This is a genomic window from Leuconostoc lactis, assembly GCF_007954625.1.
Classification (GTDB): domain Bacteria; phylum Bacillota; class Bacilli; order Lactobacillales; family Lactobacillaceae; genus Leuconostoc; species Leuconostoc lactis_A.
In genome coordinates this window covers 987,944-1,013,349 of record NZ_CP042420.1, presented here as the reverse complement: position 1 = coordinate 1,013,349, position 25,406 = coordinate 987,944, and the positions used below count along the sequence as shown (strand labels likewise).

General features: G+C 42.6%; 22 protein-coding genes and 1 pseudogene. 1 reads left to right on the top strand and 22 read right to left on the bottom strand.

Annotation, left to right across the window (positions count from 1 at the left end; genetic code table 11):
• Window positions 1–19: 19 nt before the first annotated feature.
• The 13 genes and pseudogenes from FGL80_RS05120 to FGL80_RS05055 form a co-directional block, all read right to left on the bottom strand.
• Entirely contained in the window at window positions 20–823 is an 804-nt protein-coding gene (locus FGL80_RS05120; RefSeq protein ID WP_147001836.1) for a serine hydrolase, read from the bottom strand.
• Window positions 813–1,913, bottom strand: a complete 1,101-nt coding sequence (locus FGL80_RS05115) for a dipeptide epimerase (protein ID WP_055308206.1) — start codon at window positions 1,911–1,913, stop codon at window positions 813–815. The genes FGL80_RS05120 and FGL80_RS05115 overlap by 11 nt, the downstream gene beginning before the upstream one ends.
• Window positions 1,910–3,340 (bottom strand): Sapep family Mn(2+)-dependent dipeptidase, encoded by a 1,431-nt coding sequence (locus FGL80_RS05110; protein ID WP_147001835.1) that lies wholly within the window; start codon window positions 3,338–3,340, stop codon window positions 1,910–1,912. Before FGL80_RS05110 ends, FGL80_RS05115 begins: the two co-directional genes overlap by 4 nt.
• 19 nt (window positions 3,341–3,359) lie before the next feature.
• Window positions 3,360–4,010, bottom strand: a complete 651-nt coding sequence (locus FGL80_RS05105) for a M15 family metallopeptidase (RefSeq protein ID WP_055308208.1) — start codon at window positions 4,008–4,010, stop codon at window positions 3,360–3,362.
• Window positions 3,994–4,854: a serine hydrolase gene (locus FGL80_RS05100; RefSeq protein ID WP_147001834.1), complete on the bottom strand. Its 861-nt coding sequence runs from the start codon at window positions 4,852–4,854 to the stop codon at window positions 3,994–3,996. The genes FGL80_RS05105 and FGL80_RS05100 overlap by 17 nt, the downstream gene beginning before the upstream one ends.
• Window positions 4,811–6,457 (bottom strand): peptide ABC transporter substrate-binding protein, encoded by a 1,647-nt coding sequence (locus FGL80_RS05095; RefSeq protein ID WP_055308210.1) that lies wholly within the window; start codon window positions 6,455–6,457, stop codon window positions 4,811–4,813. Before FGL80_RS05095 ends, FGL80_RS05100 begins: the two co-directional genes overlap by 44 nt.
• An 876-nt stretch (window positions 6,458–7,333) precedes the next feature.
• The gene (locus FGL80_RS05085; protein WP_055308211.1) at window positions 7,334–8,425 is read right to left on the bottom strand and encodes a SepM family pheromone-processing serine protease; all 1,092 of its coding nucleotides are present in this window, start codon (window positions 8,423–8,425) and stop codon (window positions 7,334–7,336) included.
• Entirely contained in the window at window positions 8,426–8,902 is a 477-nt protein-coding gene (gene coaD, locus FGL80_RS05080; protein ID WP_010002015.1) for a pantetheine-phosphate adenylyltransferase, read from the bottom strand. It abuts the gene before it with no gap.
• Window positions 8,903–8,927: 25 nt separating this feature from the next.
• On the bottom strand, window positions 8,928–9,482 hold the full coding sequence (rsmD, locus tag FGL80_RS05075) for a 16S rRNA (guanine(966)-N(2))-methyltransferase RsmD (RefSeq protein ID WP_055308212.1): 555 nt from the start codon (window positions 9,480–9,482) through the stop codon (window positions 8,928–8,930).
• A gap of 1 nt (window position 9,483) precedes the next feature.
• Window positions 9,484–9,807: a YlbG family protein gene (locus tag FGL80_RS05070; RefSeq protein WP_055308213.1), complete on the bottom strand. Its 324-nt coding sequence runs from the start codon at window positions 9,805–9,807 to the stop codon at window positions 9,484–9,486.
• Window positions 9,804–10,988 (bottom strand): FtsW/RodA/SpoVE family cell cycle protein, encoded by a 1,185-nt coding sequence (locus FGL80_RS05065; protein ID WP_147001833.1) that lies wholly within the window; start codon window positions 10,986–10,988, stop codon window positions 9,804–9,806. The genes FGL80_RS05070 and FGL80_RS05065 overlap by 4 nt, the downstream gene beginning before the upstream one ends.
• A gap of 6 nt (window positions 10,989–10,994) precedes the next feature.
• Window positions 10,995–12,071, bottom strand: coding sequence for a glutamyl aminopeptidase (gene pepA / locus FGL80_RS05060; RefSeq protein ID WP_055308215.1), 1,077 nt, complete (start codon window positions 12,069–12,071; stop codon window positions 10,995–10,997).
• Window positions 12,072–12,095: 24 nt separating this feature from the next.
• A pseudogene (locus FGL80_RS05055) lies at window positions 12,096–12,778 on the bottom strand (2,3-bisphosphoglycerate-dependent phosphoglycerate mutase).
• A 319-nt stretch (window positions 12,779–13,097) separates the two neighbouring features.
• On the opposite strand from FGL80_RS05055, the gene FGL80_RS05050 reads away from it, so the two are divergent.
• Complete coding sequence (locus tag FGL80_RS05050) at window positions 13,098–14,405, top strand: NCS2 family permease (protein ID WP_055308217.1); 1,308 nt, start codon at window positions 13,098–13,100, stop codon at window positions 14,403–14,405.
• 29 nt (window positions 14,406–14,434) lie between these two features.
• On the opposite strand, the gene recN is transcribed toward FGL80_RS05050, so the two are convergent.
• The 9 genes from recN to pcrA are packed head-to-tail and all read right to left on the bottom strand — an operon-like array spanning window position 14,435 to window position 25,375.
• A complete protein-coding gene (gene recN / locus FGL80_RS05045) occupies window positions 14,435–16,129 on the bottom strand; it encodes a DNA repair protein RecN (RefSeq protein WP_055308218.1) in 1,695 nt (564 codons plus the stop codon).
• Between the two features lie 34 nt (window positions 16,130–16,163).
• Complete coding sequence (locus FGL80_RS05040; RefSeq protein WP_010002025.1) at window positions 16,164–16,619, bottom strand: arginine repressor; 456 nt, start codon at window positions 16,617–16,619, stop codon at window positions 16,164–16,166.
• Window positions 16,612–17,454: a TlyA family RNA methyltransferase gene (locus FGL80_RS05035; protein ID WP_010002026.1), complete on the bottom strand. Its 843-nt coding sequence runs from the start codon at window positions 17,452–17,454 to the stop codon at window positions 16,612–16,614. The genes FGL80_RS05040 and FGL80_RS05035 overlap by 8 nt, the downstream gene beginning before the upstream one ends.
• Window positions 17,455–17,456: 2 nt before the next feature.
• Window positions 17,457–18,356: a polyprenyl synthetase family protein gene (locus tag FGL80_RS05030; protein WP_055308219.1), complete on the bottom strand. Its 900-nt coding sequence runs from the start codon at window positions 18,354–18,356 to the stop codon at window positions 17,457–17,459.
• Window positions 18,349–18,573: an exodeoxyribonuclease VII small subunit gene (locus FGL80_RS05025; protein WP_010002028.1), complete on the bottom strand. Its 225-nt coding sequence runs from the start codon at window positions 18,571–18,573 to the stop codon at window positions 18,349–18,351. The genes FGL80_RS05030 and FGL80_RS05025 overlap by 8 nt, the downstream gene beginning before the upstream one ends.
• Window positions 18,570–19,850 carry an exodeoxyribonuclease VII large subunit gene (gene xseA / locus FGL80_RS05020; RefSeq protein ID WP_147001832.1) on the bottom strand — a complete coding sequence of 427 codons (1,281 nt, stop codon included), beginning with the start codon at window positions 19,848–19,850 and terminating at the stop codon, window positions 18,570–18,572. The genes FGL80_RS05025 and xseA overlap by 4 nt, the downstream gene beginning before the upstream one ends.
• A 53-nt stretch (window positions 19,851–19,903) precedes the next feature.
• Window positions 19,904–21,046 (bottom strand): CamS family sex pheromone protein, encoded by a 1,143-nt coding sequence (locus FGL80_RS05015; protein WP_055308221.1) that lies wholly within the window; start codon window positions 21,044–21,046, stop codon window positions 19,904–19,906.
• A complete protein-coding gene (ligA, locus tag FGL80_RS05010; protein WP_055308222.1) occupies window positions 21,043–23,088 on the bottom strand; it encodes an NAD-dependent DNA ligase LigA in 2,046 nt (681 codons plus the stop codon). Before ligA ends, FGL80_RS05015 begins: the two co-directional genes overlap by 4 nt.
• Before the next feature lie 40 nt (window positions 23,089–23,128).
• The gene (gene pcrA, locus FGL80_RS05005; protein ID WP_055308223.1) at window positions 23,129–25,375 is read right to left on the bottom strand and encodes a DNA helicase PcrA; all 2,247 of its coding nucleotides are present in this window, start codon (window positions 25,373–25,375) and stop codon (window positions 23,129–23,131) included.
• Window positions 25,376–25,406 lie beyond the last annotated feature (31 nt).

Here is a 25,406-nt window from a genome sequence, read left to right as displayed (position 1 = left end):
AGTCCACAAGTTATTTTTTCTAAAACAAAATCATTTCGTCCCACAAAACATGACTTATATTGTTAAACAACGCCAGTCGCTGAAATCTGTGACTGGCGCTTGTTTTTGTTAACAGTGCAACATCTAATTGGTGATTATCAAATACGATACTCATAGCATCATGATCAACTGTTGCACCTTCACCAGTCTTATTGAAAATGGTTAATTCTTGAAATGGCATTGAGGTGTTTTCAATAAACGTCCCGGGCAACTTATATTGCGATTGCTGACGCGTCAATAAATAGTTGGTAGCCGAATGTTCCAGAACATTTTTTAACATTGATAAACTGTCAGAGGCTGTTGTTTCATTATCTAGCTTGGTTTGTGCCATGAATTGGCGACGCAAGTGAGTGTTTGTATAACGTGAGCTTGCAAAGTGATTGATTTCTGCCATACCAAAGTAACGTATCAACGCATTTGCGGCCCAATTATCAGAAATCGTCAACATTAGCGTTTGCAATTGCGCCACCGTGACAGTCTGATTATTGCCCGACAAAACGTCTAAAATTCCTGCTCCAAAATGCGTTAGATTTCGTTTCGTCCACCAAACATCATCCTCAGCCAACCCAAAATCTGGATTGATTAGCGATACTTTGTTAGCTAAAGCTTCTGGCTTTTCAGTCATAATATAATCTGAAATCAGTAACTTTATTAAACTAGCAGATGGAAAAGATAAATTTGGCCGTAACGACAACAAAACACTGCCATCAAGTGACAAAACAATTGCAGTCTGACCTTCAAAATTTGACAGCAATTGCGCAATTTTTTGTATCTTAAATGTCATCAAAACTCCTCTGCGTAATACCCAATCCTGACTGATTTGAAGGTATCAATTTCGTTTGATTAAGGCGCAAGCCATCAGGAATAAGGTCATGGTTAAACATAAAAGGTGCATCTAAGTCAACGTATTTGACAGTTTTATTTGTGTTAGCTAAAGCGACCGCAAATGCAATACCAATTTTTGATTCAATCATACAACCAATCATAGCTTGTCCGTTAAAATCATTAACAGTTTGAAATATCTTTTGAGCCTCAGTAATACTGCCTGCTTTTTCCAATTTAACATTAATTAAGCGGACAGCGGTTTCATGCATATATTGAAACGCTTGGTGATGATTAAAGACACTTTCATCCAGCATGATAGGTATCTTAGACTTGACAACTAGCGCTTTAAGCTGGTGTTCAAGGCCGACTTTCAATGGCTGTTCAATAAAATCAATTGGCAATTCTTTGGTAAGTGCCATTTCAATAAATTGCATTGTTTGTGCAACTGTCCAAGCCTGATTCGCATCAATTCGAAAATGTATTTTTTTATATCGATGATTTAATTGTGCAATTTTATCAATTTCATTCACAATGGTATCGCCGCCAACCTTAATTTTTAAAGCTGAGAAACCTCGGCTGACAATATCATCAGCGTCTTGTAACATCTGATTTTTTTGACTAATACTTAGTGTATAATCGGTCACTACCGGTTGACTCGTACCACCTAAATACTCAGCAATCGGTAAGTCTGCAATACGAGCAAAAATGTCATAGACAGCTTCACTGACTGCCAGACGTGCTGCAGAATTAAACACAATTAGACCATGAACAAATTCATCAACTTCTGCCGGTGTTTGAAAAATTTGATTAACAATGGCTGGTTTTACAATGTCATTGATGACCGCCACAATACTCGTCAAAGTATCACCAGTTACTTTCAGTGATGGCACCGCTTCACCATAACCTGTAAAAATAATGCCGGTCTCCGTTTTAGCTGACACAGCAATCACGATACCTTCAGCATTATCCTGCCGATGCAAATTAGTGACAAATGGCCGTTTTAGCTTAACAGTGTATTTTTTTAATTTAATGTCGCTAACAATAATCATTTTATATTTCCCAATCGGTAGATACTTTCCACTAAAATAGCCATTGCTTTTGGATAATTTTCTAAATCATATTTTTCATTTGCTTGATGCGCCGTTGTTGTTTGCCACGCAAATCGTGTGCCAAAAGCAGCACCACGCTTAATTAATCGACCGTAAGACGCACCAGTTGAATAATGTAGCACCGTCGGTTGACCCATCACTGTTTCATAACTTGCCAACAATGTTTCAATCACAGCATCGTTTTTGGGTGTCAAATGTGGTAATAATTCATCCTTTTTGACTGTCACGCTACTATGCAAGGCTTTGACACTTTGTTGAATAATGGTAAGCATTTGTTTTTCAGTAATACCAATTGGATATCTAATATTGATACTAAAGTAACCATCCCCGCCACTAGAAAATTTCTGTAAGCCATAATTCACGACCAAAGGTCCCATTTCAGCATAATTAAAGGCCAAACCCATTTTTTTACCGAAATAATCTAAATGTGCTGTACAACCTAAAATTTGTAAAAAAGCAGCGGCTTCACCAGTAAAGTCAAATTGCGTCAGAAAATTAGCCAAATAAGTCCCCGCATTTAAACCAACATCAGGTGTTGAGCCATGCGCTTGTTTCCCTATCATTTTAATTTCAAGGCCATTACTTAGCGTTTTGACAGTAGCTTTCAGGCCAATATCAGCATTTTGCTTCAAAAAATAGTCAATTTTTTTGGTTACAATAGGTTCGTCAATTCCAGTTATTGTAGCAACAGCCAAGCCGGGTACGACGTTGCCAGCAACTCCGGCGTCAAATTTTAATAAGATTACATTATCTTGACCCTGCGTAGTATCTGAAAATGCCACCATAAAATTGGCAATACCTGCTTCAGCATTTTCAACAACAAACTCACCATCAGGGGAAAAACCTATGTCAGGCACCCCCTCTGTTTGAAAATAGTAAGGCATATCTGACCAATCATTTTCTTCATCGGTGCCAATGATTAATCGTATTTTATTTTTAACGGCAAGGTTTTGATCAGCAATCAGTTTGATGGCGTAGTAACTTAGCATTGTCGAGGCCTTCATATCATCAACACCACGACCAGTCAGAAAATGTCCCTGTTGTTCTGGTTCAAATGGAAATGAAGTCCATCCATCGCCCACCGGAACAACATCGACATGAACAAGAATACCGACGGTTTCTGACGCTGCTTCTGGACCATATTCAATATACCCAACACGATCCGCAACACATCCAAAGCGCAAACCATCACGTGCAGCAAAACTCAGCATTTGATTCAATGCCTGTTTGACTGCAACACCATACGGATGACTTTTGTCACTTGTTTGAGTGCTTTTCACTGAGGGAATTTTAACTAACGTTTTGAGATCTTTTAGCCATTGATCGTAATAATTTGGCACCATTTTTTGCCAAGAAGATTCGCTCATCTTAAACCTCTACTTTATTTCATCGCTGATCATTATACTGAGTCCGAAACCACAAATGCGATTTTGAATTAGTTGTTAAGTCTTCGATGTACTCTTCCAACGAAAACCCATTTTTTGTCATATAAATGGCATTTTCTTGACCAACAAATCTAAAGTGCCACGGCTCATAATTAATACCCGTCCAGTTTACTTTTGTCTTGGGGTATCGCAAAATGAAACCATAATCAACAGCGTGATTTATCAGCCATTGTTGTGAAATAAGCTGATCAACATCATCATACAAATCCTGTCTGTCATTTAAAAACGCTGTGTCTATTATGTCAACAGCTAAACCAGTATGATGTTCACTTGAACCAGGCATTTGTGAATAAGCTAAAGTCATGTTTTGCGCCTGTTCTAGTGAATAACCAGCATCGCGGTGGCGCTGGACAGATTGATCAAATAGGTTCTTTTGATACGCAATCGAACGATAACCAGAGACTAATGTAAAATGAAATCCATTTTTCTCGGCCTCGGAAAACAACCTAGATAAGCTATTTATAATACTAGTATTAATCGTTTCTTTCCCAATTAAAAACCTTTCAAATTTGAGTTCATTTTGAATAGGATGTTGCTGATTAACAACAATCAAATTTGGATTGTCTAAAACACCACTATTTGGAAAATTCATTCGTTATTGCCTCCCTTATGAGCCTTTCAACTTCATCAAACTTGGCAAAATGATCAGCCCCATCAAAGCCTAAAAGCACCACAATATATCGTTTATGCTGATGTGTGATAACCGCAATCAAATTCTGTTTCGCACGATCAGTAAAGCCGGTTTTCAACCCTACCCAAGTCATATCAGGTGAAGGATTAGCAATTTTTGGATTTCGATTTAACCAAATTTTATTTTCAATTACCATTTGCGCTTTTTGCGCTAATGATAAGATATCAGGAAATTGCAAAATAAGCTTCTTTGTCAATAATAACAACGCATTGGCAGACATTTTTGTGACTCTTTTGTCGCTAACATGCTGACTAATAAAAAATCCAGCAAGATCCTCATCATCTAGACCAGTTGGATTACTAATATCGCCATCAATTTTCATCGCCGCGAATAATAATTGTGTTTGATGACGCCAATTTGACAAGGAACCAAATAAGGTCAGCATCAATTGAAGCGCTGGCTGATTTTCAGATATCAGCAAGGTCATATTGAGTAAATCAATGACCTCATAACCCTGTGGTACAGTCATTGGAATATCTGCCAAATCAGGGTTAGAACCTACTTCAGCAACATTTGCTGTGACTGGTAGAACTGAATGATAATCGAGCTTACCCTGTTGAATCGCTGACATCGTTTGATAAATAATAATTAGTTTTGCTAGAGAGGCCGTTGGCCATTTTAAATTGTCATTTTTACTGGAAATGACTTTATCATCAGTGACTGAAAACACAACATAGGCTTGAGCTGCAGTATTAATTGATTCACTTATCATATTTGACAGCGTTCTTATAAATTGTGCCGGCACCCGTTGTGAAGTATTGAATACCTGACACTTTTGGATTAGATAATTGAACTTGTTGACCCCAAATTACTGGATTAACAGCTGAGTCCTGGAACAAAATCTTCTCACCTAATTGTTCATCTTGATCACGAGCACTTCCCTTTTGGGCATCCGTCGATAACGCCTTTTTGATAGTGGCATCATAACTGGCATTTGACCATTTTCCATCATTATTTGGTGAAGAAGTTGTGAATAAATTCAAGAAGGTTGTCGGTTCAGCGTAATCACCATACCAATTAGCATAGATAATATCGAAGTTTTGGTTAGTTTGATCATTTAATCTTTGCTTGAATGGCACAAATTTTTCTGAAATTGTTAAACCAGGTAATTTCTGCCATGAATCATTCATAAAGTCTCCTACAAGCTTAGTTTGTGGTACATCAGCAGTCATTTCTAACGTCAAATTTAGTTTGGTTAATCCTTCCTCTTTCATACCTTCTGCAAATAACTGCTTAGCTTTTTCACGATCATAGCTGTAATCCTGTTTAGCTGTTGATGCGAAATCCTTTCCGCTAGCCGTTTTTGACAGTCCGGCAGGTGTCATACCTGTTGGCACTTTACCAACACTGTTATAAATTGAACCCAAGATTTCGGAACGATTTGTTGCTAGGTTCAATGCTTGACGAATTTTCTGATTGTTCAACCCTTTAACTTTACCCGTTTGATTGTACTCAAAATATGATGTCGCTGCCAATGGAATAGCCTTGTAATCTTTACGCTTGCTGTTGGCCGTTTGTAGTTCAGTCGTACCCAAAACGGCCAAATCTAAACTACCACGTTTGTATTCCTGAACAGCTATTGCAGGATTTTTGATAACACTATAATCCACACCAGCGTTTTTGACACTTTTGGCGTTGTAATAATTTTTATTCGGAATTAACTTAAACGACGTGTTTGTACCATTCCACCCAACAAATTTGTATGGTCCAGAATAAATTTGTTCACTTGATTTAGTACCAAGTTTCTTGCCTACTTTCGTATTAAATGCCTCACTTTGTGGGTAAAAACTAGGAAATGACATGAGGCTAGCAAATTGAGGCTGTGGCGAATCTAGTGTCACAACGACTGTTGAAGCGTTCTTTGCAACAATTCCCAGTGAATTGACATCTTTATCTGTTCCGGCACTGATCGCATCTGCATTTTTAATACCAGAATAAATATAAGCATACTGTGAAGCTGTTTTAGGATTAACCGTCCGACGCCAAGCATAAACGAAATCCTTAGCAGTCAGCTTGGTCCCATTTGACCATTTCAAATTTTTGCGCAGATGGAATGTCCATGTCAAACCATCTTTTGATGTTGTCCAGCTTTTTGCAAGCCCTGCAACCGGTTTACCACTTGCACTTTTACTTAACAATCCCTCTTGTGTGTTCCCGGCAATTTCAAACGCATAAGTATCGGTCATTTTTGACAAATCCTGCGTTGTTAGATCAGTACTAATATAGGTTTTAATCGTTGCATCGCTTGAACTACCACTGGTCCCCCACATGCCGGCAACTCGCGTTCCTGCCACAATGACCACGATAGCGCCGATAGTGCCAAAAATGATTGTATTCCGTTTTATCATATATATTTCTCATCTCTCTGCTATTCTCTCATCAAAGCGTTATTGAAATAAATCTTTTTAATTAGCGTTTTTTCATTTGAATATAACTTTTTAATTTGATACTCAATATAATAGCATACGGTTTTTTTTAACATTTTTGAAAAACATCTATATTACAACTCTTTTTTTGTGCATAACGCACAAAAAAAGATTACTTATTTTCTGAAACGTAATCGTCAGCGATTAGAAGTGAATATACAATTTATTATTTTTCAAACACAATTGGATCGATAAAATCTGTTGATTTTACCTGTATTTTTTTAACTGTATTCTGACCACAATATATAAGTACCTGTTTTCTACACCTATTTCGGCTTCAGTAGGCATTGAAATAATGTTATAGCCAATAACATCACTGACAAAGTGTTGATGATGCTTTCGACAATCAATATGATACGCAGTTGAATCACTGACACAATTTCAAATTGTACCTGTTAAATAAGTAGTCGAAAAATGAATATGTGAACTGAACCCCATAAGTTGGAGTAAATCCAACCTATGGGGTTTTACTATGTTTTCAAAAGAAATAAAAATTGCCGCTGTGTTCTCAATCCTTAGTAACCGATATTGCCCATGTATTTCATCAATCACAGTATTCATACGATCGATAACACTACCATCAACACCCACATGATCAAAAAAGCAACCAATGATCACGCATTGATTGCTTAAAAATTAACGCTAAATTTAAATATTATCTCCAACCCACTCTGGCAAAATACAATAGATAATGTGCCTTGACCGCAACGCCCTTATACGTTAGTTTAAGAAAAGATGGCACGTGATCGATATCACCACGATTTAGGGTTCAGGTCAAACAACGCTGTCGTTGCTTTTTTACTGTAGTTTATCAGTTGTTTTAATTATTTTTCCGGTTGCCAGATAATTGACCGCATCGTCAAATGTTTGGACCGGAATAACCTTAACCGTTGGCGCATATTTTTTCGCTGTATCACGTGCCAATTGGTAGTTCGTTTTATGTTGTTCTTCATACTTTAGTAATTCTTTGGTTGGTTCGACATATGGGGCAAAAAAGATGGTTGAGCCCGCTTCTTTGGCGGCAATGACCTTTTTATCAATACCACCAATTTCACCAACATAACCGTTCACATTCATCGTACCAGTACCAGAAATGTTACGGCCCTTGGCCAAATGATTGCCGGTCAGTTGATCATAAATCTGCAGGGTGAACATTAACCCACCTGATGGCCCACCAATTTGACCTGGATCAACTTCGACTTTAGGATCTGTCGTAACGGCAACATTGTCGGTTAGCACAATCCCAATGCCTGAACGACCATTCGGATATTCTGGTGAACGGGTACTTGGTAGTTTGATTGTTTTCCCAGTCGTTTGACCAGGTTTGCCATCCCGAAGATAGTCGATTGTCACATTAACACCAGGTTTTTTATCAGCCAAATATTTAATAAACCCATCGGAATTATCATAATGATGACCGTCAACTGCCGTGATGGTATCCCCAACCTGAATACTATGTTTGAAATGCGAATTATCATTCACACTCAACACATAAATTCCCCGATAAGTAGTGGTAATAGGCCGCTGCGCTTTTTTAAAGGCAACTTGTTCGGCATTGGCAATGGCACTTTGCATATAAAAATTCTGCACTTTAGTGAAGACGGCCGAACTTTCACCACCTGTTACTTCTTCTGCAGACGCATAAGATAATTGTGGATTGATTTTAGTTTGTAAATAGCCGAGGACATTGGCTTTAGACAAATAAACCGAGGTAATGTTATAACGTCCTTTTGACGTATCATTTTTGCCACCGATTTTAACAAACTTCGCCAAATCATCAGCTTCACCTGGACTCTCAATATAGCCATTTAGCGGCCAAAATAATACGCCAATGCCAATGAATAGGAAAATTGCCGCAATCGCGGCAATGATTTTACTTTTTTTTCGCATTTAGTTTAACCGTTCTTTCAACGCATCAACGACCACTTTTGGCACAAATTTTGCCATATTGTCCGCCCCCATGCTACCAATTTCTTTGACCATTGAACTCGAAATATTTTGATTCTCTGGTTTTGCTAAAAGCAAAATGGTTTCAACATCAGCTAACGCACTGTTAACACCGGCAATATCCCGTTCATATTCAAAGTCTTTACTATTCCGCAAGCCACGGACAATAAACTTTGCCCCAATTTCAGACATAAATTGGACGGTTAGGCCATGCATAATGGCCACGTCAACGTTGGGCAAATCGGCAACAACAGTTGAAATTAAGTCAACTTTTTCTTCCGGTGTAAACAAAGCCTGCTTACTCGTGTTATGCCCAACCCCAACCACAACGTGGTCAAAAAGTTGACTGGCACGTTGAATAATATCAAGATGCCCGTTTGTTAATGGGTCAAAGCTGCCTGGAAATAATGCAATACTCATCGTGGTTCCCCCTTATCGTTGTCCCTTATTTATCGAATTGATAAATGGTCACAACAGTAATCCCATATTGTTTTTGTCGTACAATGTTAAATTGTGTACTTGCTTCTGGTAAGTTAGCGGCATCATTACTCTCTGCGAGAATAATCGCCCCGTCTGCTAACAAGCCATTTTGTGCCATAAATTGCATATCTGCAGCAATCGTTTCCTTGGCATATGGTGGATCTAAAAAGACCAGATCAAACGTCTGCTGTGCGGCAACGAAATTTTGTAAGGCTTGTTGCGCTGGCATTTTTAAGATGCTAAATGCTGCAGAATCATGGGTTTTATCAACGTTGCTTTGGATGACTTTAATCGCCTGAAATTGGCGATCAACCAATGTGGCATGTGTCATCCCCCGCGACACTGCTTCAATGCCCAAACCACCAGTACCAGCATATAAATCTAGTACATTACCGCCATCTAAAAATGGCATCAACATGCTAAACATGGCTTCTTTGACTTTATCCGTTGTGGGCCGCGTTTTGTCGCCAGCCACCGCTTCTAAGCGTGCCCCACGAAAACGTCCTGCTACTACTCGCATACTATTTATCTACCGGTTGCATCATCACCGCTTGTGATGAATGCCCGTTCTCCTCATCATAGTTTTCAAAGAAAATATCATCATGAACATCGCCCAAGTCCGGATCAATATCGGGTCTTGGTGAGCTAAGGACGTCGCGGACAAATTTATATTGCTTAATTTTGTCAATTTGTGCCGCAATGTCTTCATCGTTGACATACAGCATCACAAAACCCATTCGCCGCGACACATAAGTAATTTTGCCAAATTTTTTAAGCTGTGGCACGTGTCGCTTATTTTTTAAATAAACATACAGCGCACGCCGTGGTTGTATTTCAAATGTCATTTGTAATCCTTTCTAGCTAGTGTATCAGCTGGATGAATGCTTACCGAACGTTGTTGTGTCGCAGCAATATTTAATGTCAAGCCAATCGCGGCACTGAACACAATATACGACGAACCACCACCCGAAATAAACGGAAAGACCACCCCTGTGATCGGCAAAACGCCAATCACACCGCCAAGATTAACCAGCATTTGAATAAAGAGTAGCGTGGCAATGCCAAAGAGTAACAAGCGATAGTATTGACTACGCTGTCGAATGCCTAAAATGACCATACGAGCAACGAGAATTAGCATCAAAATCAAGACGATGGCAGTGGTCACAGCGCCTAATTCTTCCGTCATCACAGCCATAATAAAGTCCGTATTAGATTCCGGCAAATAAGGCTTAATCAATGAATTCCCAAGCCCAACACCAAAGACGCCACCATGGGCAATTGCATAATAACCATACAGTAACTGCCGACTCGCATCAGCAGCACTCGGATCCCAGGGGTTCGCAAAACTGGTGAAACGCGCCAAGGCGTAATGTTGGCCACCACTCAAATTAAAGTAATGGTCAGCAAGACGCACAATCGTTTGTAAAAAACCAAACAACAAGCCGCCAAACGCCGCAACGAACGCAATCACCTTACGTGAGACCCCTGATGCCAAGAAAATGGCCATCAAAATCAGCAAAATGATCAAGCCATTCCCATTATCTGGCATGATAAAGACGAGCAACAAACTAAAAGCTGGTAGCCCCCAAACATCAAAGCGGGCAACAGCTTGTTCGCGTAATGGCACATGCCTATCCCAAGGTTCACGGGCAAAAAATGCGGCAAAATACAAAATCAACGCTAACTTTAAAAATTCGGCTGGCTGCAGTGTCACAATCCCTAAATTAATCCACCCATGCGCACCGTTGACGGCTGGCATGAAGAACTTTGCCACAATTAATGCAGCGATAATTGCCAGCAACAGCTGTCTTAAAAATTTTCGTCGCTGGAGGATTTTTAAATTAAAATGATAAAGTGAAAAAGCACCAAATAAGCCGACAACCACAAAGATCGCCTGCTTAATAAAATTACTTAATGCTGTTGTCGTGCCTTGCGTTGCTGAAAAAACCATGACCACTCCTAACATACTCAGAATGGCATACGGCACCGCAATCCAATAATCTAATTTCTGTAACTTTTTAAACATGCAACTTTAATCACCCATAATCGTTTTGAGCGTCGTCTCGTCAAGTGCCTTGGCAATCGCCACCACAAAAGCTTGGGTGGCTTCAAAGTCAGCAATCGACCAAACTGTTTGGTGGGTATGGATATAGCGTGATGCTACACCTAATGCCACTGACGGTACCCCCGTCAGTTCACTTTGCGCAGCGGCCGCATCCGTGCCACCCTTAGAAACGAAGTATTGATAAGGAATATGATTATCTTCAGCCGTTGACAATAAGAATTCTTTCAAGCGTAATGGCACGACCACAGTTGGATCAAAGACGCGCAACAGCGTCCCTTGATCCAAACGACCTTGGTGGCCAGCCCCACCACTTGTATCATCAGCAGCACTGGAATCCACGGCAAAGAAAATATCTGGTTGCATGAGGTTAACTGCGCCATGCGCCCCACGCAAGCCAACTTCTTCTTGTACATTAGCCCCCATAATCAACGTATTCGGCGTTCTGACGTCTTGTAAGTCTTCTAACGCCCCTAATAACGTGACTAACCCAAAACGGTTATCCCAAGCTTTCGACATCACCCGTTGCTGATTGGCCGTTAAGACGGTGGTCACTTCTGGCACAATAAAATCACCTGGTCGTACCCCGTAAGCCATTGCTTCCTGATCATCCACAAAACCAGCATCAAACAACATATCATCAACGGTTGGTAGCTGTGGTGTTTGTCCACTGCCCCGCAATAAATGGGGACTCACTGAACTCGATACAACCGGATAAACGTGGTCTTTTGTAAATAGACTAAAGCGCTGAGAAGAGATAACTGCTGGGTTCCAACCACCCACCGCTGCGACTTTGAAGGCGCCACTAGGTAAAATAGCCGTGACAATAAACCCGACTTCATCCATATGGGCCGCAAACATCACCCGTGGTGCCGTGTGATCGGCATGTTGTTTCACCCCAAACACACCACCTAACCCATCTTGTTGTACCGTATCAACCAATGGGGTCAAATCTGCTCGAAAAGCTTGTCGAACGCGATGTTCTTGTCCAGAAGTCCCTTGTAATTCCGTATATTTTTTAATGCGTGTCCATGTTGTCGTTTCCAAAGTGTGACTCCTTTATTGTGTGGTCTAACGTGTGGGCTTGTTGGTCAGATATTGCCGTTTCCCATAATTTAATTGCGCATCAACTTGATACAAAATAGGGTCGCCATTGGCAATTTCCAAACCATCAATTGCCTCATCACTGATGTGCTCCAAGTATTTAATCAACGCCCGTAGCGTACTACCATGCGCCACAATCAATTGATGTCGTCCGGCACGCAAAGCCGGTTCCACAACCTGCTGCCAATAAGGTAATAACCGGTCACTCGCCATTGCCAGACTTTCACCACGTGGTTCAATCCCTAACGGATAGCGATTCGTGGGTTTTGTTTCTGCCAGTAAGGGCGGGATTGCCGTATAACTGCGACGCCATAAAGCCACTGCCTCGACGCCGTATTTTTGGCGTGCGGCATCTTTATTTAACCCGCGTAACGCCCCATAATGACGCTCATTTAAGCGCCAAGTTTTATGCATCGGCACCCATGCTTGGTTCATCTCATCTAAAATGATATTGCCTGTGACAATGGCGCGTTGCAAATAAGACGTATGCACATCATCAAATTGTAACTGATATTGGGCTAAAATTTGGCCAACTTGGGCGCCTGTTGTTGCCCTTTAGGGGTTAAGGGGACATCTGTCCACCCTGTAAATTCATTATCACGATTTGCCGTTGATTCGCCATGTCGAACCAACACGAGCTGCGCTACCATGCTGAACTTCCTTAAATTAATGATGCTTCTATTATAGCATTATTTAACCCGTTAATTGGCAACCATCTAACGGCAATCTGGGGGCTAATGTTCGGTTACGCCCCTATCCGCCCGTGCATTATTTGAGACAGCTGCCTCATACCATAAAACACGAACATTAGTGAAACCTCATTCGTTTATAAAACGCTTTCATGCTTTCTATCCGTCAAATAATCGTCTTTTCGTCCATTTTTTCCGTATTTTTAGTTTAAATTCGGATTTTATGTTGTTAAACTTAAGTAGAACGTTTAACGTTACACTATTTTTTTGGGAGGCAATCATGTCTACGATTGCAAAGTATTTTAAGCTCGATGAGCTGAACACATCAGTTCGTACTGAATTCATCGCTGGTCTCACGACATTCGTGTCAATGGCCTACATTCTGTTTGTTAACCCTTCTGTTCTTGGCGCAGCTGGTATGGATAAAGGCGCAGTTTTCACAGCAACAGCCGTTGCTGCCGCTATTGCTACATTATTCATGGGTATTGTCGCCCTTTACCCAATTGCTATCGCTCCTGGTCTTGGGGTGAATGCCTTCTTCTCTTATTCTGTTGTCATTGGTATGGGCGTTAAGTGGCAAACAGCCATGGCTGGTGTCTTAGTAGCCGCCTTAATTTTCTTGGTCTTGACATTCTTTAAGGTCCGCGAAAAGATTATCAACTTGATTCCACAAAACATGAAATTAGCCATTGCCGCAGGTATTGGTTTGTTCATTGCCTTTATTGGCCTTCACGATGCAGGCTTGATTGTGGCTAGCAAGGATACTATGGTATCCCTTGGTCACCTCACATCGCCAACATCATTGTTAGCCATCTTTGGCATTATTGTCACATTTGTCCTTTTGTCAATGCGAATGCCAGCGGCAATTTTCGTCGGGATGGTGTTGACATCAATTGTTGGGATCATCTTTGGTCTCATCAAGTTGCCTTCTTCCTTAGTGTCACCTGTACCATCATTGGCCCCAACTTTTGGTCAAAGTATCACACATCTTGGTGACATCAACTCAATTCAGTTGATCACAGTCGTGATTACTTTCTTGTTGGTCACATTCTTTGATACGGCTGGTACTATGATTGGCTTGGCCACACAAGCTGGTTTCATGAAGAACAATGAAATGCCACGTGCAGGTCGTGCTTTGATGGCTGACGCTGTTGGTATGACTGTTGGTGCTGTTGTTGGAACATCACCAACATCAGCTTATGTTGAATCATCATCTGGTATCGCTGTTGGTGGTCGTTCAGGTTTGACGAGCGTCTTTACTGGCTTGTTCTTCTTGCTTGCTTTGTTCTTCTCACCATTATTGACAGTGGTAACATCACAAGTCACAGCACCAGCCTTGATTGTGGTTGGTGTCTTGATGGCCAAGAGCCTACGCCAAATTGACTGGGATGACCTTGCCGTTGCGGCACCGGCATTCTTGGTTGTGATTGGTATGCCATTGACTTACTCAATCTCAGATGGTATTGCGTTGGGCTTCATCTTGTACCCAATTACAATGCTTGCAACAGGTCGTGGTAAGCAAGTACACGCTTTGATGTATGGTCTAGCTATTCTATTCGTCATCTTCTTAGCGATTGTCGCGCATTAAGCACACAAAAAAACAACTGACAGTTTATGTCAGTTGTTTTTTTTGTGCTTAATTTTTGGTGCTTGTTGGCGTAATTCTCGTGCATTGGCTAATGCAGTTGTAGTAATATCTTCACCAGACAACATCATGGCAATTGCCCCTTCACGACCAGCCTCATCTAAGGCAGTTACTTGCGTCACCGTACGTTCATTTTCAGTTGTTTTCGCAATCAAAAAATGATGGGTTGCCGCTGCGGCAACTTGTGGTAAGTGCGTGATGGCCAAAACTTGTGAATCGGTAGCAATCGTTAACATCTTACGCGCAATGGCTTGCGCCACGCGACCTGAAACCCCTGTATCTGCCTCATCAAATACAATTGACACAATATGCTGTTGCTTGGCAAAAGTTGTTTTTAACGCGAGCATCAAACGTGCCGCTTCACCACCTGACGCAATTTTAGCTAATGGTGCTAGGCCTTCCCCGACGTTTGTTTGGACATAAAATTCAACTTTGTCTGCGCCCGAGGAAATGTAACCAGTAATTGGTTCAAAGCGCACTGCAAATTCGGCGCCTGACATCAACAATTCACTTAATTGTTGGTTGACAGCTTGTTCCAAGTGCCGCGCCACTTCTTGTCGTACCTCACGCAATTTAACCGCTTGCTTACGGACTACTTGACGCAATTCGTTTTGTTTCACTTGCAATTGTTCAATATCAAACTCATCATGATCCAATACTGCTAATTCTTGATCAATCTTGGCTTTAAATTGTAAGACATCAGCGACTGTTGGGCCGTACTTTCGTTCCAACGTGTGAATCAACTGTAACCGGTCTTCGATGCGTAACAATTCCATTTCGTCATAAGTTAACGCGCCGATTTGTTCATCCACATCACGGCCGACTTCTTGCGCCGTATAATAACTGTCGGCAATCGTTGTCGCTAATTCAGCATAAGCAGCATCAAATTCCGCAATTTCCTGTAATTCATGCATGGCTTGTGCCAGCATGTCTACGGCACCACCTTGTTCACCATTCAAAGCCAACTGGGCATTTTGCAAACGATCCGCAATCTTTTTATGGTTTAAAAGCTTTCCCCGCGCATCCAGCAAAAATTCTTCTTCGTTGGGTTGGAGATCAGCTTCAGCTAATTCTTGTTGCTGGAACTGAAGTAAATCCAACCGTTGGGTCATATCTTGCTGCGATGTTTGAATCTTCCGTAATCGTTGGGTAACAGCACGAAATTCCTGAAATACCTGTTGATAAGCCGCCTTGGTAGCTTGTAACTTCTCCCCACCAAAACCATCTAGCAAAATGAGATGTTCATCCACATTCAACAACTGTTGGGTATCATTTTGCCCTTGAATATCGACCAAATACTGCCCGACACGAGCCAACGTTTTTAAATTAACAACAACCCCGTTTAAGCGGATTAAACTGCGACCATTGGCATTCAACTCACGGTAAATAATCAGTTCCCCATCCTCAATTGGTACCCCAATTTCGGCAAGATGTGCCAACAACTTGTCGTTTTCCGGTAAGCGAAAAACAGCTTGTAGCACAGCCTTTGGACTACCATGACGAATCATTTCCGAACTGGCACGACCACCAGTGAGCATCAATAGCGCATCAATAATGATGGATTTACCGGCGCCAGTCTCACCCGTTAACACACTCATGCCGGCTTCAAATTGCAAATCAACTTTTTCAATAATGGCAAAGTTTTCAATAATCAAATTTTCTAGCATTGCGATCACCGTGCCAAGGCACCTATCTTTCTCGTTATTTTTCCAGTAATTTTTGAATGATATTCGTCATTTGGTTGGCCGTCACGCCGTCTTTCAATAATACGAGGACTGAACTATCGTCACTTAGTGTCCCAAAGACTTCTGGGAAATTGACTTGTTCAAACAAATTCGCAACCATTTGACCGCTACCAGGTTGTACTTTTAAAAAGATTTGGCCGCGTTGCGCCCGTTGACTCAAAAATGATTGTTGCAAAACACGGCGTAACCGCTGCAAATGTGGGCGATCATCTTGTTTTGGCAAATGATAATGAAACCCGCCATGGGCGTTTGGCACTTTAATCAAGCCAAGTTCGTTAATGTCACGCGAAATCGTTGCTTGGGTGACAGTCTCCCCAAGTGTTTCAAAATGCGCCACAATATCTTCTTGTCGCCCAACTTGTTGGGTTTGAATCAAAGCCAGAAGCGTTTTTTGTCGCGTCTTCTTATTCATGCTCATTGCTTCCTGTATGGTTTAATTGTGCATAAGTTTGCGTGAGCAACGCATCAATGTCGATTTTGTCGGCAATTTTTGGCTTGTCATCGCGGGTTAAGACGGCCAAAAATTCAATGTTCCCTTGACCACCCTTGATTGGTGAATACGTGAGCTCTGTCACGGAGAACCCATCATTGACCATCATTTGCGTTACTTTTTGCAAAACTTGTTGATGAACCTTGGGATCTTTAATAATCCCGTTTTTGCCGACGTTTTCTCGTCCGGCTTCAAATTGTGGTTTAATCAACGCCACAACATGCCCGCCCATTTGCAAGATGTTGGCTAATGGCGGCAAAATTAAGCCTAACGAAATAAAGGACACATCAATCGTAGCAAATTCCGGTTGCCCAAACTTAAAATCTTGTAATTGTGAATAGCGGAAATTCGTATTTTCCATCACCTTCACACGATCATCTGAACGTAATTTCCAGGCCAACTGATTGGTCCCGACATCTAAAGCATAGACCAATTTAGCGCCATTTTGTAGGGCGACGTCGGTAAAACCACCCGTTGATGACCCAATATCGAGTACCACTTTATCTTGCACAGTGATATCAAAATCATTGAGGGCTTTCTCTAACTTAAGACCGCCACGTGAGACATACTTCAAGCGCTCACCCTTAAAGTGTAGCGCCGTAGTCACGGGAATTTTTTCCCCTGCCTTGTCCAGGCGTTCTTCATTTTCACCCAGGATTTGCCCAGCCATCACCGCACGCTTGGCCTGCTCGCGAGAACTAAATAACCCTTGCTGGACGAGTAACACATCTACGCGCTCTTTATCTACTGCACCCATACTTAATCTCCAATTAAAGTCAAAAAATCATCCAATAGTGTTCGGTCAAACGCTGGCACCAACATTGTTAACTGTGTCAAACGGTCGTTGGCATCTTGCAAGTAACGATCCCGCAGCGTCCGTGCTGCCGACACGCCAATCAAGTGTGGCAAGGCGCCAATGGTTGCCGTATCATCCTGTTCCAAATCATCAAGATCATCTTGAATTTGGAAAGCCAAGCCGAAATCCAAACCAAACTGCGTCATGGCTTGCGTCGCTTCTGGTACTTGTGTTTGATGAAGCGTGGCTAATTGCGCCCCTAATTTAGCCGCGAATTGAATCAAAGCCGCCGTTTTTGGGGTATAAATTTCTTGCAACAACCAGTCTGTTTCTGTCTGTAAGTTTTGGCCATGATTGGCCATATCATGCATTTGGCCAATCACCATGCCAGCGGCACCCGAAAAATGTGCCAAATCCTGGACAATTGTCACAATGGTCTGGTCGGGAATCTTGGTCTCAGCTGGTGCTAAGGCATTAGCCGTTGTGACCACTTCAAAAGCGCCCGTTAACAAGGCATCTCCAACTAAAATCGCTGCGGCTTCCCCAAATTTCGCATGGACACTTGGTTGCCCGCGCCGTAACAAATCATTGTCCATCGCTGGCAAATCATCATGCACGAGTGAATAAGAATGCACCCATTCAACTGCTGTCGCCAACTTAAGGGCTTGCGGTGTAATGGCTTGTTGAAAACTCGTGATGACAGCCAACGTTAATAACGGCCGTAAGCGCTTACCGCCATTCAAAACGGCATAAGCCATCATCTCTGAAAACTGGGCATCCGTTGTGATTTGTTTTAAATCCTGTGCTAATTGTGCATCAATTTTCGGCCCATAAGTCGCTCGTAATTCTGCAAATTTAGTCATTTGTTAATTCCAAATCCTTTAATTCACCGTCATCTGACATAACTTTTGCCAACGTTAATTCGGCATTTTTCAACGTCTCTTGTAATTCTTTAACCAAGCCAACGCCAGTCTGGAAATCAGCTAACGCGCCTTCTAGTGGCCGATCACCTTGTTCTAATTGGCTCACAATCGCTTCCAATTGTTCTAGCTTGTCTTCAAAAGTTACTTTTTCACTCATTTTAACTGGCTCGTTTCTATAATTTTTGCAGTTGCTTGGCCATCAGCTAAACGTACCGTGACCCTATCTTCTGGTTGCAATTCGTCGACATGACGGACGACTTGGTCGGCTTTAGAGAGCACAACATAGCCGCGCGTCAAGATTTTTAGCGGGCTCATCAAGTCTAATTTTGCGGTCAGTAATTGCACTTTTTCCCGCGGTGCTTGTAATAATGTTTGGCGTAATTGACGCTGGCGTTGCGTGAGATTGTCTAATTGATGCTGTGCCGCCACAAGGCGTTGCTGCATTTGTTGGCTGAGTCGTTGTGATAGCTGATCAACACGCTGATTATAGCCAACATACAAACGATCTGGCTGTTGAAAGATTGGTCGTTGGGCCACGCGTGCTAATCGTTGCTGGCGACTCGTTATCAGTGCCTTCATGCGAACTGTCAAACGCAGCTGCAATTCGTTCAAACGCGCAACCAATTGCGCCAGCGTAACGGGGGTGGCTAATTCAGCAGCCGCTGTCGGCGTTGCGGCGCGATGGTCAGCCACCAAATCGGCCAACGTATTGTCGGTTTCGTGACCAACAGAACTAATGATCGGAATTTTAGCGGCGGCAATAGTCCGCGCCAACGTTTCATCATTAAAGGCCCACAAATCTTCAATGGCGCCACCACCACGACCCACAATTAGCGTGTCATAGTCTCCGCTAGCATCAATGCGCTTAATTTGTTTGACCACAGAAGCAGCGGCTTTATCCCCTTGCACAAGAGCAGGAAACAACACCACCTGCGCCATGGGAAAACGCCGTTGCACGGTGCGCGCAATATCTTCAATCACTGCCCCAGTGGGCGATGTCACCACAGCAATTTTTTTTGGAAAAACGGGTAACGGCCGTTTTGGCAATTGAAATAATCCTTCAGCGGCTAATTTTTTCTTCAGCTGCTCATACGCTAAAAATAATTCCCCGATTCCATCAGGGGTCATCTGTTCCAGAATAATTGAATAAGTGCCGCTGGGCTCATAAACTTGAATCCGACCAACAGCATTCACTTTCATCCCCTCTTCTGGGACAAATTTCAACCGATTAGCGTAGGAAAACATGGCCGCTGAAATAACCGCTTGGCCTTCCGGATCCTTAATGGAAAAGTATAAGTGCCGACCACGACGACGACCAAGGTTCGAAATTTCCCCCGTCACATAGACTTTTTCTAAGTATGGATCGGCATCAAACTTCCTTTTTAAATAGGCCGTAAGGGCACGAATTGTTAAATATTTTTCCGATTCTGACATAGTTTAATTATACCATTTTTTGTATATATACAAAAAAGCATAGCACGCTATGCTTAATTGAGAAGTGTGATTGTAAAGGCCTTATCATTGGCTTGTCGTGTCAAAATAGCTTGCAGCTCGTTAGCCGTACGGACTTCAATACGAATTGGCACATTACTTGGTAAGAACTTCAAAGCTGACTGCGCAACATAAGTGGTAAAACTTTCAATTTCTGTCTGACTGTAGAATTGCGTCGTCACCGTCACGTTCATACTTGATAGTGTCCCTGACTTAAAGTTCGCCACCGCCGTTGCCCCAGCGATGTTTGGGAAGAAATTAGCCACGTCATTTTTAAAGTTGGCAAAACCATTATTTTCATCCGTGCCTAACTTAGACGTATCTGTCGCTTCTTTTGGCAAAACAATCGATTGGTTAGAAAAAGTTTGCCAATCTTTTAACGTTGTCCCTTGATCACTAATAGCTTCAGCGTAAAAATTCCCTGGTGCCAACGAATCTGATGGCGCGTTGGCATACATGGCAATCACAATTGGCGTATCTTTTGATACCCCAGCTTGTTCGCGTACTTTGGCCACAATTTTAGGCGCAATCTTTTTACCATAGGCAATCCGGTCAGCATCCGAAATATTTTGCGTATACGTTGCCCCATACTGCTCTTTTTGATACTCGTCTTGGGTATTCATCGCCACCCCAACGACCATCCCAGCCAATTTCAAATTATTGCCTTCTTTTGACATGAAATCTTGTTCGGTTAAGGTTTGGACATAAATTGGATTACGTGAGTCATCTGTTTTGCCATTATCTTCTGGGTTCAAGCCGTCTGGGTTACTGTTACTCTTGCGATCTAAGAGATTGGTTACCGTATCCGCTGATAAGTATTGGCCTTCTTGGAAAATATATTGACTGGGCTTAAACCTTGTTTTCGCTAAATCCAACAACCCTGATTCAAAGTGTTTCACATCTAAATTATTGGGTTCAGAACTGGCCGTAATACCACGGGCCGCACTGACTAAATAACGGCCATTCTTAATCACGGTTTGATATTGTCCTGGTGCACTTTGCGTAATTTGCACGCCTTGAGCTTTCTTAGTCGCTGTTGGGGTGACGCGATTCATATTAAAAAAATAGAGTCCCGCAACGGCGATAACCAGGATGGCGATTGCAATGATCATATAGCCTCGGAATCCAATTCGCTTCATTTTTCACTACCTTCTTTTGCTTGTGCTTCTAAAAATTCTTGTTCTGTCCAGACAAGCACCCCTAGTGCAGTCGCTTTTTCTAACTTACTACCAGCATCAGCACCAGCAATCAACAAATCGGTTTTTGCTGATACAGAACCCGCAACCTGTGCCCCATGGTCTTGTAACCACTTCGTTGCTGCTGGTCGGCTGCTCTGTTCTAGTTTACCAGTTAAGACGATCTTTTTACCATAGAAAAACGAATTTTCATCAACTTCAACGTCTGATAAATACGTCTGATTCACGCCAGCGGCGGTTAATTCAATTAATAGTTGTTGTGATTCCGGATGTGAAAAATATTGTACAATCGATTGCGCAATCGCATCCCCAATCCCATCAATGCTGGCGATTTCCGGCACGGTCGCTTCGGCAATCGCTGATAAGGTCTTAAACTTTTCCGCTACCAAACGCGCCGCTTTTGCCCCAACAAGTCGAATCCCTAGACCAAATAATAACCGTTCTAACGAATTTTCTTTTGATTGCGTAATAGCGGCTAACAAATTAGCAGCTGATTTCTCTTGAAACTTATCTAGAGACAGTAATTGCGTCATATCTAAACGATAAATTGACGCCACATCCTTGATATAGTTGGCCTTTAGTAATTGATCAATCACGCGTGGCCCCATACCGGCGATATTCATCGCATTGCGTGAGGCAAAATGCGTCAACCCTTCTTGGATTTGTGCCGCACAGAAAGGATTAATACAACGTAACGCCACTTCGCCTGAGATGTGGACTAGTTCTGATCCACACGCTGGACAGACAACCGGTATCGGATACGCGGTACTATCGGCCGGTCGCTGAGATAAAATTACTTGGCCGACTTCCGGAATAATATCCCCAGCTTTATGCAACGTGACCGTATCCCCGATGCGAATATCTTTTTGTTGCAAATAATCAGGGTTGTGCAAACTAGCACGTTGCACTGTGGTCCCAGCCAGTTGAACGGGATCCATGACAGCCGTTGGTGTGACGGCGCCCGTCCGACCCACGGTCCATTCAATATCGCGCACCACCGTCAAGGCTTCTTCCGGTGGGAACTTATAGGCAATCGCCCAGCGCGGAATTTTCACCGTATTACCAAGCTCCACTTGATTATCCAACGCATTGACTTTCACCACCACACCGTCAATCCCATAGGCCAACGTGTCACGCTTGGCTGTATAGGTTGCGATAAAATCAGCAATATCAGCCATTTTTTCAATCACTTGATTATGCGTATCGGTCGGCAAACCAAGCTCAGCAAAACGAGCCAACGCCCCACTTTGGGTCGTGACACCAAGTACCTCTGGTTCAGCCGTGTAGTACACAAAGGCTGATAATTCGCGTTGTTTCGTCACCTGTGCGTCAAGTTGTCGCAATGAGCCAGCTGCCGCATTTCTAGGATTAGCAAACGGTTCCAAGCCATCAGCTTCACGTTGTACATTTAAAGCGGCAAAACTTTTTTTAGGCATATAAATTTCGCCACGTACTTCAATGGTTAAGGGTTCCGTTAATTGTTGTGGAATGGCCTTAATCGTTTTGACGTTACGCGTGACATCCTCGCCAATTGTCCCATTCCCACGGGTTGACGCTTGGACAAGCCGGCCATCAACATAAGTCAACGCCACCGCTAACCCATCAATTTTTAATTCAAGGTTATAAGGCGATTGAAAACCGAGACTTTTGGTCGTCCGTTCATCCCAAGCTGCTAACTCTTCTAAGCTAAAAACATCCCCCAAAGATAACATTGGTGCCGGATGTTCCACTTTGGCTAAGCCAGACTTTGTCAGGGCACCACCAACATTTTGGGTTGGAGAATCTTGGGTCACAAACTGTGGAAAGGCTGATTCTAACGCCACTAATCGCGCATAAAGCGCATCATAGACATGATCTTCAACAAGTGGTGCATCTTGTTCATAGTAGGCGACCCCATATTTAGTGAGATCAGCTTGCAACTGGGCAACTTCTTGTTGTGCTGCTGACGTAGACAATTGTTCAATTGGTGTAAATTCTGGTAACATCCTATTTTCCTAATCTCATATTAAAGTCGCACTTACTTGGCTAGTCAACCTTTGTAATCGGTGCAAAAGCTGCCAGTAACTGCTTCACCCCTTCCGATGGGAAGGCCACTTTAAGTTCTTGATCCGAACGATCACCACTAACGGCAACCACTGTCCCGATCCCCCACTTTTTGTGAGAAACTTTATCCCCAGGTGCCCACGTGATTTGATCGCCACCAGTCGTGCCACTGGTTGTTTTCGTCACTGGGGTCGCACGATAAGTTGTCGCTTGTGCACGCTGGTTTTTCCGATCAAACGGTAAATCACGACGCGGTGTTACCCGTGTATTTTGACCATATTCGGTCTCAAGTAAAGCGGGGGAAATTTCATTAATAAAGCGGGAAGCCTCATTAGATTGTGTTCGGCCATATAGTAAGCGTGAAAAAGCATTGGTTAAGAACAGCTTTTTCATGGCGCGGGTAATCCCAACATACGCCAAGCGTCGTTCTTCTTCAAGCTGATCTTCAGCCATCAAAGCGCGTGACAAGGGGAAGATGCCTTCTTCCATCCCCACCAAAAAGACAACGGGGAACTCCAAGCCTTTGGCTGCATGTAACGTCATCAATGTCACAGCGCCGTCACCTTCTTCAAAGTCATCCAAATCACTCATTAAAGCAGTAGTCCCCAGAAAGTCCGTCATCGGATCAATGGCTTCTGGATCATCCGGTTGATACTTAGCATCAAACTCCTTAGTCACTGACAAGAATTCTTCCAAGTTTTCCAAACGTGCTTGGCTATCTGGATCATTTTTTTCCGCTAGCATTTGCCGATAACCTGACCGAGTCATCACAATTTCAGCGAGTTCCGTCACGTTCAAAAACTCAGCTTGCTGGCGTAATTCATGCATCATTTCAGCAAATTCAAGGAATTTTGACGTTGCCTTCGTTGAAATCGCGGGAGCCAATTCAATGCTTTCGATCGCTGTCATATATGAAACATTCAACCGATTGGCGAGTTCACGCAACCGTGTGATCGACGTTGCGCCTAAGCCACGCTTGGGTTCATTAACAATCCGTTCAAACGCTGCATTGTCATTGGGATTGGTTACCAGTTGCATGTAAGCCATAATATCCAGAATTTCTTTACGTTCATAGAACTTATGCCCACCAACCATCGTATAAGGCATATTAGCCTTCACCAAGGCTTCTTCGACGTTTCGCGATTGCGCATTGGTCCGATACAAAACGGCAAAATCACTGTACGCCATTTGCTTTTCGGCACGCATTTTTTGAATATTAGCTAAAATAAAGTTCGCTTCATCATGTTCAGATTGCGCGCGATAATACGTAATTTTGTCGCCCTGCCCATTTTGCGTCCAGAGATTTTTTGGCAGCCGTTCATTATTATTGTTGATCACGGCATTGGCCGCATCCAAAATATTTTGCGTCGAACGGTAGTTTTGTTCCAACAAAATCGTTTGTGCGTTAGGATAATCCTTCTCAAAGTTCAAAATGTTGTTCATGTTGGCGCCACGCCAACCATAAATTGACTGATCGGCATCCCCAACAACGGCGAGATTTTGTGAGCGCTGCGCTAGCATATTGACAATGGTATACTGCGCATCGTTGGTATCTTGATACTCGTCGACATGTAAATAGTCAAATTGATTTTGATAACGTGCTAAGACGTCAGGTGATGACTGGAACAAATCAATTGTCAACATAATCAAATCATCAAAGTCCACGCTTTGCGCACGCTTCAATTCAGCTTGATACGCCTCATAAATTTCTGCCACGGTCTCTTGGAACGCGTTATCAGCTTGTTGCGCATAGTCCTTTGGCCGCAACATGTCATTTTTCGCGTTGGAAATCATCCCAAGCACGGTGCGTGGCTCGTATTGATTCGTATCCAAGTTGAGGTCATTAATGACGCGCTTCATCAATGTGCGCTGTGCACTGGTGTCAATAATCGTAAAATTACGGGACAAGCCAATATTTTCACCATCACGACGTAAAATGCGCACCGCCAAAGCATGGAAAGTTGACACCCAAATGTCGCGCGCCACATCTTCAGACAATAACGCGCCAATTCGTTCGCGCATTTCCTTAGCGGCCTTATTGGTAAAGGTAATGGCCAAAATACGCCATGGCATTACGTTTAAATCTTTTACCAAATGGGCAATCCGGTGCGTTAACACGCGCGTTTTTCCTGATCCGGCACCTGCCATAATCAAAAGTGGGCCTTGCGTTGTTTGGACGGCTTCGGCCTGCTTGTCGTTCATTCCATTGATGAGTTCTTCTACTGACATGTGTGCTCCTAAAGTGTAAATTAACTCCTAT